The sequence below is a fragment of the Ligilactobacillus ruminis ATCC 27782 genome (assembly GCF_000224985.1).
Lineage (GTDB): Bacteria > Bacillota > Bacilli > Lactobacillales > Lactobacillaceae > Ligilactobacillus > Ligilactobacillus ruminis.
Genome location: NC_015975.1, coordinates 1,527,404 through 1,542,854, shown reverse-complemented (window position 1 = coordinate 1,542,854; position 15,451 = coordinate 1,527,404). Strand labels below are relative to the sequence as shown.

17 protein-coding genes and 1 pseudogene are annotated in these 15,451 nt (G+C 44.3%); 12 read left to right on the top strand and 6 right to left on the bottom strand.

Annotated features, from left to right (window positions below; genetic code table 11):
- Positions 1 to 103: 103 nt before the first annotated feature.
- The 3 genes from LRC_RS07800 to LRC_RS11275 all read left to right on the top strand — a co-directional run bounded on the left by LRC_RS07800 (position 104) and on the right by LRC_RS11275 (position 2,609).
- Complete coding sequence (locus tag LRC_RS07800) at positions 104 to 1,456, top strand: glucose-6-phosphate isomerase (protein ID WP_014073889.1); 1,353 nt, start codon at positions 104 to 106, stop codon at positions 1,454 to 1,456.
- Positions 1,457 to 1,663: 207 nt separating this feature from the next.
- Positions 1,664 to 2,353, top strand: coding sequence for a CPBP family intramembrane glutamic endopeptidase (locus tag LRC_RS07795; RefSeq protein WP_243469552.1), 690 nt, complete (start codon positions 1,664 to 1,666; stop codon positions 2,351 to 2,353).
- A gap of 103 nt (positions 2,354 to 2,456) precedes the next feature.
- The gene (locus tag LRC_RS11275; RefSeq protein WP_167317001.1) at positions 2,457 to 2,609 is read left to right on the top strand and encodes a hypothetical protein; all 153 of its coding nucleotides are present in this window, start codon (positions 2,457 to 2,459) and stop codon (positions 2,607 to 2,609) included.
- A 284-nt stretch (positions 2,610 to 2,893) separates the two neighbouring features.
- On the opposite strand, the gene LRC_RS07790 is transcribed toward LRC_RS11275, so the two are convergent.
- Positions 2,894 to 3,847, bottom strand: coding sequence for a Gfo/Idh/MocA family protein (locus LRC_RS07790; protein WP_014073886.1), 954 nt, complete (start codon positions 3,845 to 3,847; stop codon positions 2,894 to 2,896).
- Positions 3,848 to 4,012: 165 nt separating this feature from the next.
- A complete protein-coding gene (locus LRC_RS07785; protein ID WP_014073885.1) occupies positions 4,013 to 4,750 on the bottom strand; it encodes an MIP/aquaporin family protein in 738 nt (245 codons plus the stop codon).
- A gap of 278 nt (positions 4,751 to 5,028) precedes the next feature.
- On the opposite strand from LRC_RS07785, the gene cbpB reads away from it, so the two are divergent.
- The 3 genes from cbpB to LRC_RS07770 all read left to right on the top strand — a co-directional run bounded on the left by cbpB (position 5,029) and on the right by LRC_RS07770 (position 7,465).
- Positions 5,029 to 5,529 carry a cyclic-di-AMP-binding protein CbpB gene (gene cbpB / locus LRC_RS07780; RefSeq protein WP_014073884.1) on the top strand — a complete coding sequence of 167 codons (501 nt, stop codon included), beginning with the start codon at positions 5,029 to 5,031 and terminating at the stop codon, positions 5,527 to 5,529.
- Between the two features lie 23 nt (positions 5,530 to 5,552).
- Positions 5,553 to 6,260, top strand: coding sequence for a 2,3,4,5-tetrahydropyridine-2,6-dicarboxylate N-acetyltransferase (gene dapD, locus LRC_RS07775; RefSeq protein WP_014073883.1), 708 nt, complete (start codon positions 5,553 to 5,555; stop codon positions 6,258 to 6,260).
- A gap of 65 nt (positions 6,261 to 6,325) precedes the next feature.
- Positions 6,326 to 7,465, top strand: a complete 1,140-nt coding sequence (locus LRC_RS07770; RefSeq protein WP_014073882.1) for an N-acetyldiaminopimelate deacetylase — start codon at positions 6,326 to 6,328, stop codon at positions 7,463 to 7,465.
- Positions 7,466 to 7,530: 65 nt separating this feature from the next.
- Here LRC_RS07770 and LRC_RS11655 read toward each other — a convergent pair whose 3' ends face one another.
- Together LRC_RS11655 and LRC_RS07760 are read right to left on the bottom strand one after the other, a co-directional pair.
- A complete protein-coding gene (locus LRC_RS11655; protein WP_014073881.1) occupies positions 7,531 to 7,788 on the bottom strand; it encodes a hypothetical protein in 258 nt (85 codons plus the stop codon).
- Between the two features lie 148 nt (positions 7,789 to 7,936).
- The gene (locus LRC_RS07760) at positions 7,937 to 8,731 is read right to left on the bottom strand and encodes a mechanosensitive ion channel family protein (RefSeq protein WP_014073879.1); all 795 of its coding nucleotides are present in this window, start codon (positions 8,729 to 8,731) and stop codon (positions 7,937 to 7,939) included.
- 239 nt (positions 8,732 to 8,970) lie between these two features.
- On the opposite strand from LRC_RS07760, the gene LRC_RS07755 reads away from it, so the two are divergent.
- Together LRC_RS07755 and LRC_RS07750 are read left to right on the top strand one after the other, a co-directional pair.
- Positions 8,971 to 9,381: a DUF948 domain-containing protein gene (locus tag LRC_RS07755; RefSeq protein ID WP_014073878.1), complete on the top strand. Its 411-nt coding sequence runs from the start codon at positions 8,971 to 8,973 to the stop codon at positions 9,379 to 9,381.
- Between the two features lie 21 nt (positions 9,382 to 9,402).
- Positions 9,403 to 9,900, top strand: coding sequence for a hypothetical protein (locus LRC_RS07750; protein ID WP_014073877.1), 498 nt, complete (start codon positions 9,403 to 9,405; stop codon positions 9,898 to 9,900).
- A 510-nt stretch (positions 9,901 to 10,410) separates the two neighbouring features.
- Here LRC_RS07750 and LRC_RS12015 read toward each other — a convergent pair.
- Both LRC_RS12015 and LRC_RS07740 read right to left on the bottom strand, forming a co-directional pair.
- A pseudogene (locus tag LRC_RS12015) lies at positions 10,411 to 10,527 on the bottom strand (transposase); the annotation flags it as partial.
- A gap of 73 nt (positions 10,528 to 10,600) precedes the next feature.
- Entirely contained in the window at positions 10,601 to 11,704 is a 1,104-nt protein-coding gene (locus LRC_RS07740; RefSeq protein ID WP_014073875.1) for a M24 family metallopeptidase, read from the bottom strand.
- 292 nt (positions 11,705 to 11,996) lie between these two features.
- On the opposite strand from LRC_RS07740, the gene ccpA reads away from it, so the two are divergent.
- The 4 genes from ccpA to rbsK all read left to right on the top strand — a co-directional run bounded on the left by ccpA (position 11,997) and on the right by rbsK (position 15,443).
- A complete protein-coding gene (ccpA, locus tag LRC_RS07735; RefSeq protein WP_014073874.1) occupies positions 11,997 to 13,004 on the top strand; it encodes a catabolite control protein A in 1,008 nt (335 codons plus the stop codon).
- A 59-nt stretch (positions 13,005 to 13,063) separates the two neighbouring features.
- On the top strand, positions 13,064 to 13,576 hold the full coding sequence (locus LRC_RS07730; protein WP_014073873.1) for a VanZ family protein: 513 nt from the start codon (positions 13,064 to 13,066) through the stop codon (positions 13,574 to 13,576).
- A gap of 80 nt (positions 13,577 to 13,656) precedes the next feature.
- Positions 13,657 to 14,388, top strand: a complete 732-nt coding sequence (locus tag LRC_RS07725) for a YebC/PmpR family DNA-binding transcriptional regulator (RefSeq protein ID WP_014073872.1) — start codon at positions 13,657 to 13,659, stop codon at positions 14,386 to 14,388.
- Positions 14,389 to 14,528: 140 nt separating this feature from the next.
- Complete coding sequence (rbsK, locus tag LRC_RS07720; protein ID WP_014073871.1) at positions 14,529 to 15,443, top strand: ribokinase; 915 nt, start codon at positions 14,529 to 14,531, stop codon at positions 15,441 to 15,443.
- Positions 15,444 to 15,451: the final 8 nt, after the last annotated feature.

The following is a 15,451-nucleotide window of genomic DNA, read 5'->3' as shown; positions in this document are numbered from 1 at the left end:
TTTTAAGTAAAAATCTTAAGATATCGGCGATTTTTACTTTTAAAAATCGAATAATATAGTATAATTGTAAGCGTAGATAAAATTTAAAAGGAGAGACTGGATAATGGCACATATTTCATTTGATAGTTCAAATTTGAAGAAGTTCGTTCAAGATAATGAATTGGGCGAAATGCAGGCAATGGTCACGGCTTGTGACGAAGAATTACGCAAAGGCACGGGTGCCGGCGCAGATTTTCGCGGTTGGCTCGATCTTCCCGTTGATTATGACAAGGAAGAATTCGATCGCATCAAGAAAGCTGCCAAGAAGATTCAATCCGATTCCGAGATTTTGATCGTTATCGGCATCGGTGGCTCATACTTGGGTGCACGTGCCGCAATTGAATTTTTGAATCATCAATTCTATAACCTGCTTCCTGCTGCAAAGCGCAACGCACCGCAAATTTTCTTTGTCGGCAACTCAATTTCCGGTTCATACGTTCACGACTTGCTGGATCTTGTTGATGACCAAGACTTCTCCGTCAACGTTATCTCCAAGTCCGGCACGACAACGGAACCTTCAATCGCATTCCGCGTCTTCAAGGAAAAGCTTATTGAAAAGTATGGCAAGGAAGGCGCAAAGGAACGCATCTACGCAACTACGGATCGCGCTCGCGGCGCTCTTAAGACGGAAGCGGACGCAGAAGGCTACGAATGCTTCGTAATTCCGGATGACGTCGGTGGTCGTTTCTCCGTTCTTACTCCGGTTGGCTTGTTGCCGATTGCCGTTTCCGGTGCAAACGTTGATGATTTGATGAAAGGTGCTGCAGATGCACGTGCCGACTATTCAGACTACGACCTTGAAAAGAATGAAGCATATCAATATGCCGCATTCCGCAACATTTTGTATCGCAAGGGCTACACGACAGAAATCCTTGAAAACTACGAACCATCTTTGCAATACTTCTCCGAATGGTGGAAGCAATTGATGGGCGAATCAGAAGGCAAGGATCAAAAGGGCATCTATCCTTCTTCAGCAAACTTCTCAACGGACCTTCATTCGCTTGGACAATACATCCAGGAAGGTCGTCGCAATTTGATGGAAACTGTTATTCACGTTGACAACCCGACGCATGATACGGACGTTCCAAAAGAAGCAGAAAATCTTGACGGCTTGAAGTATCTTGAAGGACGCACGATGAACTTTGTCAATGACAAAGCTATGCAGGGCGTTGTTTTGGCACATACGGACGGCAATGTTCCTAACATGATCGTCAATATTCCTGATCAAACTGCCTACACGCTTGGCTACTTGATCTACTTCTTTGAAGTTGCTGTCGGCATTTCCGGCTACTTGAACGGGATCAATCCGTTCAACCAACCAGGCGTTGAAGCATACAAGAAGAACATGTTTGCTTTGCTCGGTCGTCCCGGCTATGAAGAATTGACGAAAGAACTCAATGCTCGTTTGGATAAATAAGCATTTGTTCAAAAATGACTAAGATAAACAACCAAGGTTTCGACCTTGGTTGTTTTTTTGTTGTTTTGTGCGCGGTTACGGGCAAACCGGAAAAAATTGGTATTTTACGTAAATTTGGCAGCATGTTCGCTACATATCAAGCGATATGATATAATTGAAAGAAACATCAAATCTGATTGGAAAAAGGTGATGCGATTGAAAAATGCAGTGGCTAAAATAGAACTTTATGGTTGGCGCGCAATCAAACTATGCTTAATGTTAGGATTGATCGAGCTGCCGCAATTTGCGCTTTCTTTGCCAAAATTATTGCTTAAATACGTCAATGGGCCAATCGTCTATATTTTGACTTGGATGATTTTTATCGGAGGATACGTCGCAGTGACGTTTATTCTGTTTACGTATTTGCAACGACGACATCCTGAAAGAAAGATCATTTGGAGACCAAAGGGAAAAGAAATCAACACGATCATCATCGGATTCATCGTTCTGATGTCTGCCAAGATGATCATCGGATCTTTTATGACGCAGCAAACCGCAAACGATGCAGCAATTGAAAAGCTGTTCAAAATTTCGGTGAATACGAGTTTTGTGATGTTCTTTATGACTGCTATTGCTGCTCCGGTGGTTGAAGAATTGGTGTTCAGGGGATTTTTGATGGATTATTTCTTCACCGATCAGCCGATTTTTGCAATTTTATTGAGCGGATTGATTTTCGGATCGATTCATTCATCGACGAATTTCATCAGCTGGCTGATGTACGTGGTGATGGGAATTATTCTGGCGGCAACGTACAACAAGGAAAAAAATCTGGCAGCCAATATTTCGCTGCATTTCTTAAACAATTTGCTTCCGTCAATCGTTTTTCTGTTGTCCAGTCTGCATCAGATGCTGAAATAAAAGAGATTGAAAAAACTATGTCTCAATTGAAAATCCGGATGATTTGCAATTAATTGCAAATTCAATCCGGTTTTTTCGTATGCATCCCAATTTTTATTCTGTGATGGAATCAACTAAAAAGAGTCTGTCGGCAAACTCTTGGAGCACTGATTTAGCGGCGCTTCATTTGGCAAAATACATGTATCAAAAAATGCCGGACAAATCCAGTCAAAGTCGACTGCATTCGTTCGGCATTCAGTCAACCACCATCGGCTAAAGTCGATGGCTTGTGAGCAGACACCCTTATATTGAGTATCTGAACTACAATTTGCATAGATACAGATGGTTTGACCAAACAGCCGTAGTTGTTTGGTCAGTGACTATCCAATTACCAATGCCTTTTACATTCCCAGGTTGCCATAGGAATGATATATCAATAGTTGTTAGATATTGGTTCTTAGTGATGCAGTTACTAAGTCAATTACTAGCTACAAGTGTTATATCATAGTGAGCCTATCCATCCCATGACTAAAGTCACGGGATGGATAGGCATAATTAAAATCAGTTAAGCGGATCGCCATACCATTGACTATAAAGGCTGCTGATGATTTCAACGGTTTTGACCGTGATTTTTTTCGTGAGAACCGGACTTGACGTTTTTTGGGAAGAGATGCAGTCCGAAACGTGGTTAAGCACGTTGATGCCTGCATCAAGCTCATTTTGGTTCGTCAAGCGTTTGGTTACGTTTGGCGTCATCACGATGACGGCGTCCGGATCAAGGTAATTTTGAATGACGATTTTGCCATTTGTACCGACGATCGTCAATTTGTCGTCAAGGTCAAAGTCAAGACTGATGACGTTGTTGACCAAAACGTTTCCGCAACGAAAGTTCAAAGTGCAGCGGGTATCTGCTTCGCCGACCTTGTTGACGCCAAGTCCTGACCAGTCAGTCGGTTCAGTCTCCAAGAGAAACGGAATCAAGGTGAGCGGATAAGCTCCTCCGAGGTTTAATGCTCCGCCTCCTCGTTCAAGCGAGCGCGTCCAAGCAGCATCATATGGAAGGTGGGTGCGACTTTCAACGTAGCAGATTGTTCCGATTTCTTCATTTGCAATCATTTCTTTGATGCGGGCATAAGCCGGCAGAAAAACTGTCTGTTGTGCTTCCATCAAAAAGCAGCGCTGTCTTTCAGCAAGCAGAAACAATTCGTTTGACCCGACTTTGTGTTTGGTGAATGGGCTATCGATCAAAACGTGCTTTTTGTTTTCAAGCGCAAGTTTTGCTCCTTCATAGTGATTTGCGTTTGATGTCGGAACAAAAATTGCATCAACGTCGGGATTTTGGCAAAGTTCCGAATAGCTTTCAAAAACCGGGACATTGATGAGATTTTGCTTTGCCTTTGTTTTTTCGCAGGCAAGCGCAACAATTTCACTGTTCGGATTCGACGCTACCGCTTTGACGAACCAGCTCGAAGATTCAATTGGACCCAGGATACCATAACGAATTGACACGGTCATCACCTTCACTTTCAGTAATCATATTAATATTGTAGCAGAATTTTAACAGAAATTATAGCAAAACCCAATCATCACCATGTTGAAATGCAGAGAAACGGCAGTACTGCATTTAACAAAAAAAGAGACCGAGAAAAAATCTCGATCCCAGATGTCTGAATGTTAACATTAAAGTCCGAAGATAGCCTTATAAAGCAATGCACCGCAGATGCCGGCCAAAATAGGCGCAACGACCGGAATCCATGAATAATCCCACTGTGAGCTGCCTTTGTGCGGAATAGGCAGGAATTGGTGAACCAAACGCGGCGCAATGTCACGAGCAGGGTTCAACGCAGGACCTGTCGGGCCACCGAACGAAGTAACGATAACCATTACCAAAAGTCCGATGCCGATGAAGCCAGCGCCTTGGTTGCCGTGTTCGAAGATTGGCGCGTGCGTGATTGCAAGAGCACCGAAGACCAGGGTAAACGTTCCAAAGAATTCGTTGACAAAACCGTTGAGCTTGTTGCCCGTAGCATCGCTCGTCGAGAACGTGCCCAAAATGGCATCGGAATTTTCCGTCATGTCATAGTGAGGCTTGAAACAGATCCAGACGACCAATTGACCAACTGCAGCCCCGATTAATTGAGCTGCGATATATGGAAGTACTTCGTGCCACGGGAATGCGCCAGCAAAAGCCAAGCCAAGAGTAAATGCCGGGTTGATGTGGTTGCCTGAAACAGAGCCAAACATCAACGCAGGAATCATAACGGCAAAACCGTAACCGACAGAGATCGTGATCCAACCGCTTTTTGTTCCCTTCGTCCCCTTTAACTCAACGTCGGCAACCGAACCGTTGCCCAAAATAATCATGATAGCCGTGCCGAAAAATTCAGCGGCAAGTCTTGTTGCTAATGAAAAAGTCATTTCATCCTCCAAAATTTATAAAAAATAAGTGATACACTCTAACAATAATAATCATAGAAAAAACTATTGTCAATAAGGTTTTCAATGATTTTCAACAATTTTTGGCGAAAAATTTAAGAAAACGGAAAAGCATAATTAATATGCAATAAGATTGCCGGCTCTTTTGCATAAGGAAAAAGGCACTAAAATTATATCTTTACTAAGAATTCTCGTTATTGATGTTATTTTCGCCAAAATAAACTACAATGGTAATATAAACGAATTTGGGATGTGAAATTATGATCGCAAAAGCTGCACAGAGGATGATCGAAGAACGTGAATCCAAATTCCTGATTCCTTCTGAAATCGTTGCAAACGTTCAGGAAGACAATCACTTGGATCACGCTTTTCTCGTGCTTACCAAGGTCAAATATGCCAAGATTCCCGTTTTGGACAGCGAACAGCACTTCAAGGGCTTGCTTTCCTTGGCAATGATTACGGATACGATGCTTGGACTCAACGGAATCGATCCGAGCAGACTCAGCAGGATGAAAGTCAAAGAAGTGATGCAAAAAGACGTTCCGGTAATCACCTTGCCTTATAACATTGAAGAAATCATGCATCTTCTCATCGATCAACCTTTTTTGGTGGTCGTTGATGACGAAGGGTGCTTTACCGGAATCGTAACCCGTCGTGAGATCATGAAGAGCGTCAACTACATGATTCACAATCTTGAAAAACAATATTTGGTTGATGAAAAAATAGGCACAAAAGCAGATTTAAGTTATAATGATAAGTAAATGATGCAAAGGAAGTGGAATTGATGCCAAAATTAGATGCACGTGACATCATCAAAACAATTGCCGAATCAAAAAAGAAGACTCCCGTCAAGGTCTACGTCAAAGGTGACCTGGCCTCGCTTGAGGTTCCTGAAGAGCTCGATGCTTATTTTGGCGACAAGGCCGGCGTTTTGTTCGGCGACTGGAAAGATGCGGAAAAATTTTTAAAGAATCATTCTGAAATTACCGGATATCACGTTGAAAACGACGGACGCAATACCGGCGTTCCGTTGCTTGACAAGAAAAAATTCAACGCTCGAATCGAACCGGGCGCCATTATTCGCGATCAAGTCGAAATCGGTGACAATGCAGTCGTCATGATGGGGGCCGTAATCAACATCGGCGCAGAAATCGGACCGGGCTCGATGATCGACATGGGTGCCGTTTTGGGCGGACGCGCAATCGTTGGCGCAAACTGCCACATTGGTGCGGGAACCGTGCTTGCCGGCGTGGTCGAACCACCTTCTGCTCAACCGGTCGTTATCGAAGACGACGTTTTGATTGGTGCCAATGCGGTTGTTTTGGAAGGCGTTCGCGTCGGCAAAGGTGCCGTTGTCGGTGCCGGTGCCGTCGTGACGAAAGACGTTGCGCCGCATACGGTCGTAATGGGGATGCCCGCAAGGAAAGTCAAGGACGTTTCCGAAGTTAAAGAAGACAAGATCGAACTTGTCGATGATTTGCGCAAGCTCTGATATTTTTGAAATGCGGCCCCTGCAATGGGGCTTTTTTAGATATTTATACGGAAAAGGTGACGAAGATGGCACTTTCAGAAAAAGAATTAATTGAAATCAGAAGAAAATTGCATCAGATTCCTGAAATCGGAATGGAAGAATTTGAAACGCAAAAAATACTTTTGGCAATTATTGAAAAATTTCCACATGATTTCATGAAAATTAAAACATGGAAAACAGCGATTATCGTGCATTTGACAGGATCAAAAGGACAAACAACGATCGGATACCGGACGGATATCGACGGATTGCCGGTTGAAGAAAAAACCGGCTTGCCGTTTTCATCAAAGCATAAGGGGCGGATGCATGCTTGCGGACATGACATTCACATGACCGTCTGCCTGGGTATTTTGAGCTATTTTGCAGAACATCAGCCGAAGTGCGACATGACGTTTATTTTTCAGCCGGCAGAAGAAAATGCAAGCGGCGGCAAGCAGCTTTACGAAAGCGGGGCGCTTGACGAATGGATGCCTGATGAAATTTACGCATTTCATGACAACCCGCAGCTTCCGGCGGGAGCAATCGGCTGCTGCATGGGGACTCTTTTTGCCGGAACCTGCGAAATTCATGCCAAGTTCATCGGAAAGAGCGGACACGCTGCATTTCCGCATCTTGCAAACGATATGGTCGTTTGCGGCGCTCAGTTCGTAAATCAGATTCAAACGATCGTCAGCCGCAACATTGATCCGATTGAATCGGGCGTCGTGACTCTTGGTCACTTTGAAGCGGGAACGACGGGCAACGTGATTGCCGGATCATGTCAAATCGACGGGACGATTCGCGCTTTGACTCAAGTCAACAATTTGAAGATTCAAAAACGCGTGCGCGCGATTGCAGAAGGCGTGGCCAAAAGTTTTGACTGCGAGCTTGAACTTGATCTGCATCAGGGCGGATATCTGCCGGTTGAAAACAACGATGAAACGACGAAAAACTTTATTTCATACATGAAAGAAAATAAAGACGTTGAATTCATCGAAACAAAGCCGGCCATGACGGGCGAAGATTTCGGTTTTTTGATTTCCAAGATTCCGGGAACGATGTTTTGGCTTGGCGTAGATTCGCCTTATTCGCTGCATTCAGAACATCTTGCGCCAAAAGAAGAAGCGATTCAAAAAGGCGTCAGTGCCATGATCGGTTTTCTTGAAGATCGTCAGCGGCAATTATAAAAATAGGCTTTTGATTAAATGCTGGACAATACGGTCGATTTGTGACTGATTTTGTCCGGCATTTTTTAAACACAGTGCTGCTCAACTAATCCAGCCAAAATCTCATGCAAAATTACGGAAAAAAGCCGCTTTTTGGAGCATTTGTCCGTAAAATCGGTCCGAAACGTCTGAATTTTTACGGACAAACGGCTGGTTTTGCCCATTTTGTCCGTAATCGCCATGAGCAAGCCATTTATGGACAAATGCTCATTTTTATCGACGTGTCCGTAAACGGCAGTGATTTTGCCAAATGCAGCGCCTGATAAATCAGCACGCTGAGCCATCAGTCGAATTTACCGCCAAACTGTTTTGGGGTTATTTTCATCTTGGAAGGCGATTGTCATGCATACGCAAAAAACCGGATCAGATTTGCGATTGATTGCAAATCTGATCCGGTTTTTCGATTGAGGCATCGTTTTTCAACAGAAAAAGCTATTTTGTCAAAGAAAGCGGTGACGTCGGGATATTGAAGCCATGTTCTTTCAAATCGTCGAGATAGCGATCGCGCAAGGTGCGTGAGATGGCATACTGGGCACCATTTTTGGCGTATGCGACGACGCGCAGGACAAGATCTCCGGAGCCGAGGTCAACTGTTCCGAGAATTTGCGGCATTTTAGTCAGATCTTCCAGTGTCGGAACGAGTTCTTCGTTTGCATCCGCAATGATTTTTTTCATTTCGTTCACGTCTTTTGAAGGATCGAGCCGAATATCGACCAAAACGCGCATGTCATTGCGAGACATGTTGCTGACAATGGTAATGCTTCTGTTTGGGATGAAGTGAAGCGTTCCGTCATAGCCGATGATTTGAGTCGTTCTGAGTCCGATTGCTGAAACAGTTCCTTCAATCGTGCCGATTTTGACGTCATCGCCAACTGAATATTGCTGTTCAAGCAAAATGAAAAATCCAGTGACGACATCGCTGACGAGTCCTTGGGCGCCAAGGCCCAAGGCAACGCTGACGATTCCGGCGCTGGCTAGAAGCGTGCTGACAGGAACGCCAAAGATGGACAAAACTGCATACAGGTAGAAAAATAAAATGCAGTAGTGGAAAATATTTTGACTGAGAGTATAAATCGTTTCGAGTCTTCCTCGAGAAACGGTGCTGCTTTTGGCACGAGCTCCGGCAAAGCTTCTTTTGATCAGCTTTTTGCCGATTGAATGAATCAAGAAGAACAAAACCGAAATTACAGCGAGGGAGAAAATGGTTGAAAGAAAGCTTGAAATCATCTTGTTCCAGTCGAAATTTTCAATGTAGTTTGTCAGAATATGCGTATTTTTATCAGCAGAATTCGTAAGTTTAATGTCTGCAAGAAACGGAAAACATCACGTGCACCTCATTTCAAGTTAGTTCACTAGCCATTATATCAAAAATAGTTAAGTTAAACCTAAGCAAGGCCCAAATAAATTGAAGTTTTGACCAATGAATGATATTCTAAAGACATAAGAAATGTTAAGGAGGGTTTGTGATGGCGATTACATTTGGGCAAATAGCGGGTTTGATTGCCGCAATTGCATTTGCCGTTTTAGTTGTCTTCATGTGTCGCGTGCTGGCGCACTTGGTTCAGACCGTAAAAGAAATGAATAAAACCGTTGAACTTTTGACGCAGGACGTTGACAAGCTTGCCAACAACGTTGACAGAATTATGGATAAGACTAACACGTTGATGGAAGATGTAAATTCAAAGTCCAAGAAACTTGATCCGCTTTTCCAAACTGCGGCTGAACTAAGCGAAAGCATCGCTGATCTTAATCAGGCCACGAGAAAAACTGCGGAAAAAATTTCTGAATCGGCATCTGGTGCCGGCAAAGTAGCCTCTGCATTTAAAATGGGCAAAACGGTGTTAGGCTTTGTTTCTCGTCACCTCAACAAAGATTAATTCAGAATAGGAGCGATTCATATGGGTAAAAAAATGCTGCTTGGACTCGGTGCGGTTGCAGGCGCTTGTTTCATGGTTTCCAAAAAACTGACTGAAGAACAGCGCGAAAAGATTGCAATGAAAGTCGATGAGATCATTTTGGACGGGCGCGACAAGGCCCTCAAGTATGACTGCTATGCGCGCGAATTCATTAAAGAAAATGATTTTGGCGGTTTGAAGGATCGAATCATCGAAAAGACCAAAAAGTACGCAAGCGACAACAAGTCGGTCGATGATGCGCTTGAATCATTGAAAAGGGCCACGAAAGATCTGAAAGATCATCTTGAAGAAACCGGCAAAAATTTGAAAGATTTGGCCGACGTTGAAACAGAAGACGTTGAAATCGGATATGACGAGCCGGAAGACGACTGGAACGACGATATCGTCATCAACGGCAATACGGACTCTGCATTTGGCGAGGCTAAAAAAGCCGGCGATGAAAATGCGACGATAACTTTTTATCCGCACAAAAAAGATTAAAAAAGAGACTGGAAAAACCCTGCCTCAAATTTAAAACCCGGCTGATTTGCAATTAACTGCAAATCAGCCGGGTTTTTGGGTCTTTGTCAAAATGGTGTTGATGACCTCGAAAACTTCACTTCAGAAATGGAGTGGAGCTTTTTTGTTCCCGTCGGTTTCTTCTGTGTTTTTTCAAATTGGTACAGTTACGTATCAACACCGCCTGCGTTTCCGCTAGCGTGGATTCATGTATGAATTCCTGCCGTTGATTCGCAAAGCTCGAACGCGCTGCGACCTAACTGGGTTTCACCTCGCAGCCCGTTCCGCCCAGGTACTCTCACTTGGCAGGCTCGCCTGCTGGCGTTTTAGCAGGCCTGGTGCTCGCGGGCTAAGCGCTCGGTTCAACACCTTGTCTCTGTCGCGCGCTCCACGACTTTTCCCGGTTGCGGTTGACATCACAATGCTTACCCGCCGGAAACTACGGTTGGAGGAAGTGTATTCAGAGAGGCTGTCTCAAAAACACTTCCAGCGTCAGCTTCTGATCAGCGCAATGCGTTTTCTGAAGTTATCAAGATACCTGAATCCAAAGCAACTGCGTTTCAGACTCTTGATTCTGCGGTTTATTCCTTCAACCGAACCGTTGGAGAAATCATACTCGAAGAACAGCTGTCATGTTCTTCTTCAAGATGAAAACGGGACTTTTTTCCCAAGCTCTTTTTGACTAGTCAAGTTCAATGACGCGCAGTTCTTTTGACGTATGCGTAAACGGATCGCAACCGGTGTCCGTAATGTGAACGCAGTCTTCGATGCGGACGCCCGAAAATCCGGGAACGTAAATTCCGGGTTCGATTGAGAAGCACATCCCAGGCTCCAGGACGAGATCATTTCCTTCCATGATTGACGGGAATTCGTGGTCGCTTTGTCCGATGCCGTGTCCTAAGCGGTGAATGAAGTACTGACCGTAGCCGGCTTTGTCGATGACGTCGCGTGCGACTTTGTCCAATTCGGCAGCAGTAATGCCCGGTTTAGCGGCATCTTGTGCGGCAAGCTGAGCTTCTAAGCAGACGTCATAAATTTCTTTCGAACGATCATCGATTTTGCCAAAGGCAACGGTTCTTGAAGCATCTGACATATAGCCTTCAGAAACGACGCCAAGGTCAAAGAGGCAAAGCTCGTTTGGCTTGATCAGATCTTTTAACGGAGCTCCGTGAGGGTCGGCAGCATTTGCACCGCTTTGAACGATCGTATCAAAACTCATATGCATGATGCCTGCTTTCATCATCGCATATTCGATTTCGGCAACGACCTGTTGTTCCGTTCGTTTGGTCGAAAGTGCGGCAAAACCGGCTTCAAATGCTTTGTCGGCCCAGTCTCCGGCAACGTGCAGCTTTTTGATTTCGTCAGGCGTCTTGATAAGTTTTTCGCGTTCGATCAACGGAGAAAGGTCACCGACGAATTCTGCTTCATTAAATTGCGTCTTGATTGCTTCATAGCGCGCAACGGTCAGATTGCTCTTTTCAATTGCCCATTTCTTCGGATTCTTGCCGAGGTCTTCGATGTGTCCTTTAATAAGGGCGAACGGATCTTCATGATCCAGGTAGCCGTAAACCGGGTACTTCCAACCGGCTTTCTTAACTGATCCGACTTCAAGTGCCGGAGCAAAGATAAACGGATCTTTATCCGGGAAAATAAACAGCGCCAAAACACGTTCAATCGGGTCGCTTGAAAAGCCCGAAAAATATTCAACGTTCTTCCAGTCGCTGACATAAGCGATGTCATAGTTGTTTTGTGCCAACCAATTTTGAACAGTTGTGATGTGTGACATAAAATCTCTCCCTTAAAATTTAAATATAAACAACCTAATTATAGCACAGCTGGCTTTCTTCAAAGCATCAAGCACGGACTTTTTGCGCGGATTTTTTCAGAAAAATACAGTGCTTTTTTAAACGGTCAGTTTGAAACAGCGTATGGACGATTTCAGAAAAACCAGGTGAAAATATAATGAAAACTTATGAAAAACATCTTTGAAACGCTTGCAATTATAACAAAACTCTGTTAAATTAAATATCGTTAGACTGAAAACATATATGAAAATATATTTAAGGAAAGGGTTCACCATGGAAAAGCAAACAATTACAATTTATGATGTTGCTCGCGAAGCAGCCGTTTCGATGGCAACAGTGTCACGTGTCGTTAACGGAAATCCCAACGTCAAGCCTGCAACTCGCAAAAAAGTTCTTGAAGTAATCGATCGTTTGGATTATCGTCCCAATGCCGTTGCACGCGGTTTGGCAAGCAAGAAGACGACGACGGTCGGCGTGATTATTCCGGACGTGACGAACGTTTATTTCTCTTCTCTTGCACGAGGCATCGATGACGTTGCTGCAATGTACAAGTACAATATTATTCTTGCCAATTCTGACGGCAATGAACAAAAAGAGATTCAAATGCTCAATACTTTGCTTGCAAAACAAGTCGACGGCATCATCTTCATGGGCAATAATTTGACTGATGAACTCCGCACGCAGTTTGCGCGCTCAAAGACACCGATCGTTTTGGCTGGTTCGGTCGATCCGAAAGAAGAAGTCGAAAGCGTTCATATCGACTACGTTGCTGCAGTCGAAGAGGCTGTCAACGATCTCGTAAATCACGGCAACAAGCGAATCGCATTTATTTCGGGTCCGCTTGACGAACCGATTAACGGTGAGTATCGTCTCAAAGGGTACAAGAACGTTTTGAAGTCAAACGGCATCGAATTTGACGAAGAGCTTGTTTTTGAAACTGACAGCAGCTATCGTTCCGGTGAAGTTTTGTGGCCAGCGCTTTCTTCTGCAAACGTAACGGCTGCTTTTGTCGGCGACGATGAACTTGCCTGCGGCGTTTTGAACGGTGCAAAAGATGCCGGCGTCAAAGTTCCTGAAGAATTTGAAGTCGTTACGAGCAACAACTCCAAGCTTACGGAAATCGTTCGTCCGCAGCTTTCATCGATTACGCAGCCGCTTTATGATATCGGTGCCGTTTCCATGCGTCTGTTGACGAAGATGATGAACAACGAAGAAGAAGAAGGAGCACAAAAGACTGTCGAGCTTCCTTACGGCTTCATCAAACGCGCATCAACGAAGTGATTGAGCAAAGAGTTCAAGACTGGAAATTTTTCCAGTCTTGTTTTTGAACGGTGAAAGTAATGAAAATTAAAGTGCAAAAACAAGACGCGTTCATCATTCTTGCATTCGTCATGATGCTGATTTTGTTCATTTCATCATCAATGACTTATCATCAGCAGACTTCCGTGCCGTTTTTAGAGAAGTATTTGACGGGAAAGCCTTTTGAAACTTTTTTGGAACGTTTTTCGCTCGATTATTCCGGTTCTGAAATCAGCATTCAAGCAGTCGGCTATTATAAGTTTCTTGAATTTTTCATCAGAAAAGGAGCACATTTCGGAACGTACTTTCTTTTAGGAAGTTTTCTTTATCTGGGAATCAAAGATCGCATGAACGTAAAGTGGTTGGCAGCATTTTTGTGCGTGTTGGCTTCCCTTGGATATGCGGCAACCGATGAATTTCATCAAATGATTACCGGTGACAGAACACCGCTTTTTCAAGACGTGATGCTTGACGGAACCGGGGCTTTATGCGGCATTCTGCTCTGCATTTTATGTGAGCTCATCTATTTACGGGTCAAAAGAAAAGAGAATTGAGTTGCGCCAATGATGATGATTTGGTAAGATTACTTTGGTGCATAGGCACCATTTAATATATTCGGAAAGAGGTATTACAAATGTCAGGACATTCAAAATGGCATAACATCCAAGGCCGTAAAAACGCCCAAGATGCAAAACGTGGAAAGATTTTCCAAAAGTTATCACGAGACATATACATGGCGGCAAAGAGTGGCGGTCCTGACCCAGACGCTAATCCGCAATTGCGCTTAGTTATGGATAAGGCCCGTGCCGCCAATATGCCAAAAGACAATATCAAGCGTGCTTTGGACAAGGCAACTGGTGCAAACGGCGCAAACTACGAAGAAATTACTTATGAAGGATATGGTCCTGCAGGGGTTGCCATTTTGGTACACGCTTTGACGGACAATCGCAACCGTACAGCTTCTGCAGTTCGTGCAGATTTCAACCGCAACGGCGGAAATCTTGGCGAAACAGGCTCCGTTGCGTTCATGTTTGATCGCAAGGGATACATCGCGATTGATCGCGAAGACCTTGACGTCGACGAAGATTCAATGCTCGAAGATGCTCTCAATGCCGGTGCCGATGATCTTCAAGCTTCAGAAGAAGTCTTTGAAATCTATACGGATCCTCAAGCCTTTGAAGACGTTCGCAACGAACTTCAAAACAAATATGATCTTGATACGGCTGAAATTACGATGGTTCCGCAAAATACGGTACCGGTTCCGGCAGACAAGGTTGAACAGCTTCAACGTCTGATCGATCGTCTTGAAGATGAAGACGACGTTTCTGAAGTCTTCACTTCTGCCGAATTCCCGGATGAAGACTAATTAATAAAAATAATAAAAAGTCGAGGATTTCCTCGGCTTTTTTGTTTAAAGCAGCGTTTAGATCCGTGAATGCTGCTTTGCCAAATAACGCAAAATGTTATATGCTAGTAAAAGGTTTTAACATTAACGGAGGAATTAAGATGGTGAATAACGTTACGGTTTTGGGAAGTCTGAATGTCGACACGATATTGAGAATTGCTCGCTTGCCTAAGCCCGGTGAAACGATGCCGATGTCTGACAAAAATAATGCTGGTGGAGGAAAGGGCGCAAATCAGGCGATTGCCGCTGCACGTTGCGGAGCATCCACTGCATTTATCGGCAAAATCGGAGACGATGAAAACGGGAAAATGATGCTTGGGCTGCTGAACGAAAGCAACGTTTCAACTGAATACGTCGAAACTTCAAGCGAAGGAACCGGGCAGGCCTTCATCTTGCTGCAAGATTCAGGTGAGAACAGCATCTTGATTTATGGAGGTGCAAACCAGACAATTTCTGACGAAGATATTGAAAATGCGCGTGAAGTCATCTGTTCGGCAGATTTTTTGGTGACTCAGTTCGAAACGCCGATTTTGCCTGCTGCCAAAGCATTCGAGATTGCTAAAGAATCCGGAGTCGTGACGATTCTTAATCCCGCTCCGGCTAAACAGGTTCCGCAAGAGCTTTTGCAGCATACTGACTTGATTACTCCAAACGAAACCGAGGCTGAAATTTTGACCGGCGTTCACGTGGATAATCCGGCTTCGCAGCACGAAGCTGCCGTCAAGCTTCAAGAACTGGGCGCAAAAAACGTGATTATCACGTTGGGATCGAAGGGCGCATTTTATCGAGTCGGTGAAAAAGAAGGATTCGTCCCGGCATTTAAAGTTCGTGCAATCGATACGACTGCCGCAGGTGACACGTTCCTCGGGGCACTTTCTTCGCAACTTAAGAAGGACTTTTCAAATATTGAAGAGGCAATCGTTTTTGCAAGCAGAGCTTCATCGTTAGCCGTTCAAAAACTGGGTGCGATTCCGTCGATTCCGACAAAAAAAGCAGTTGAAGATGCTTTGAAATAATCAGCAAT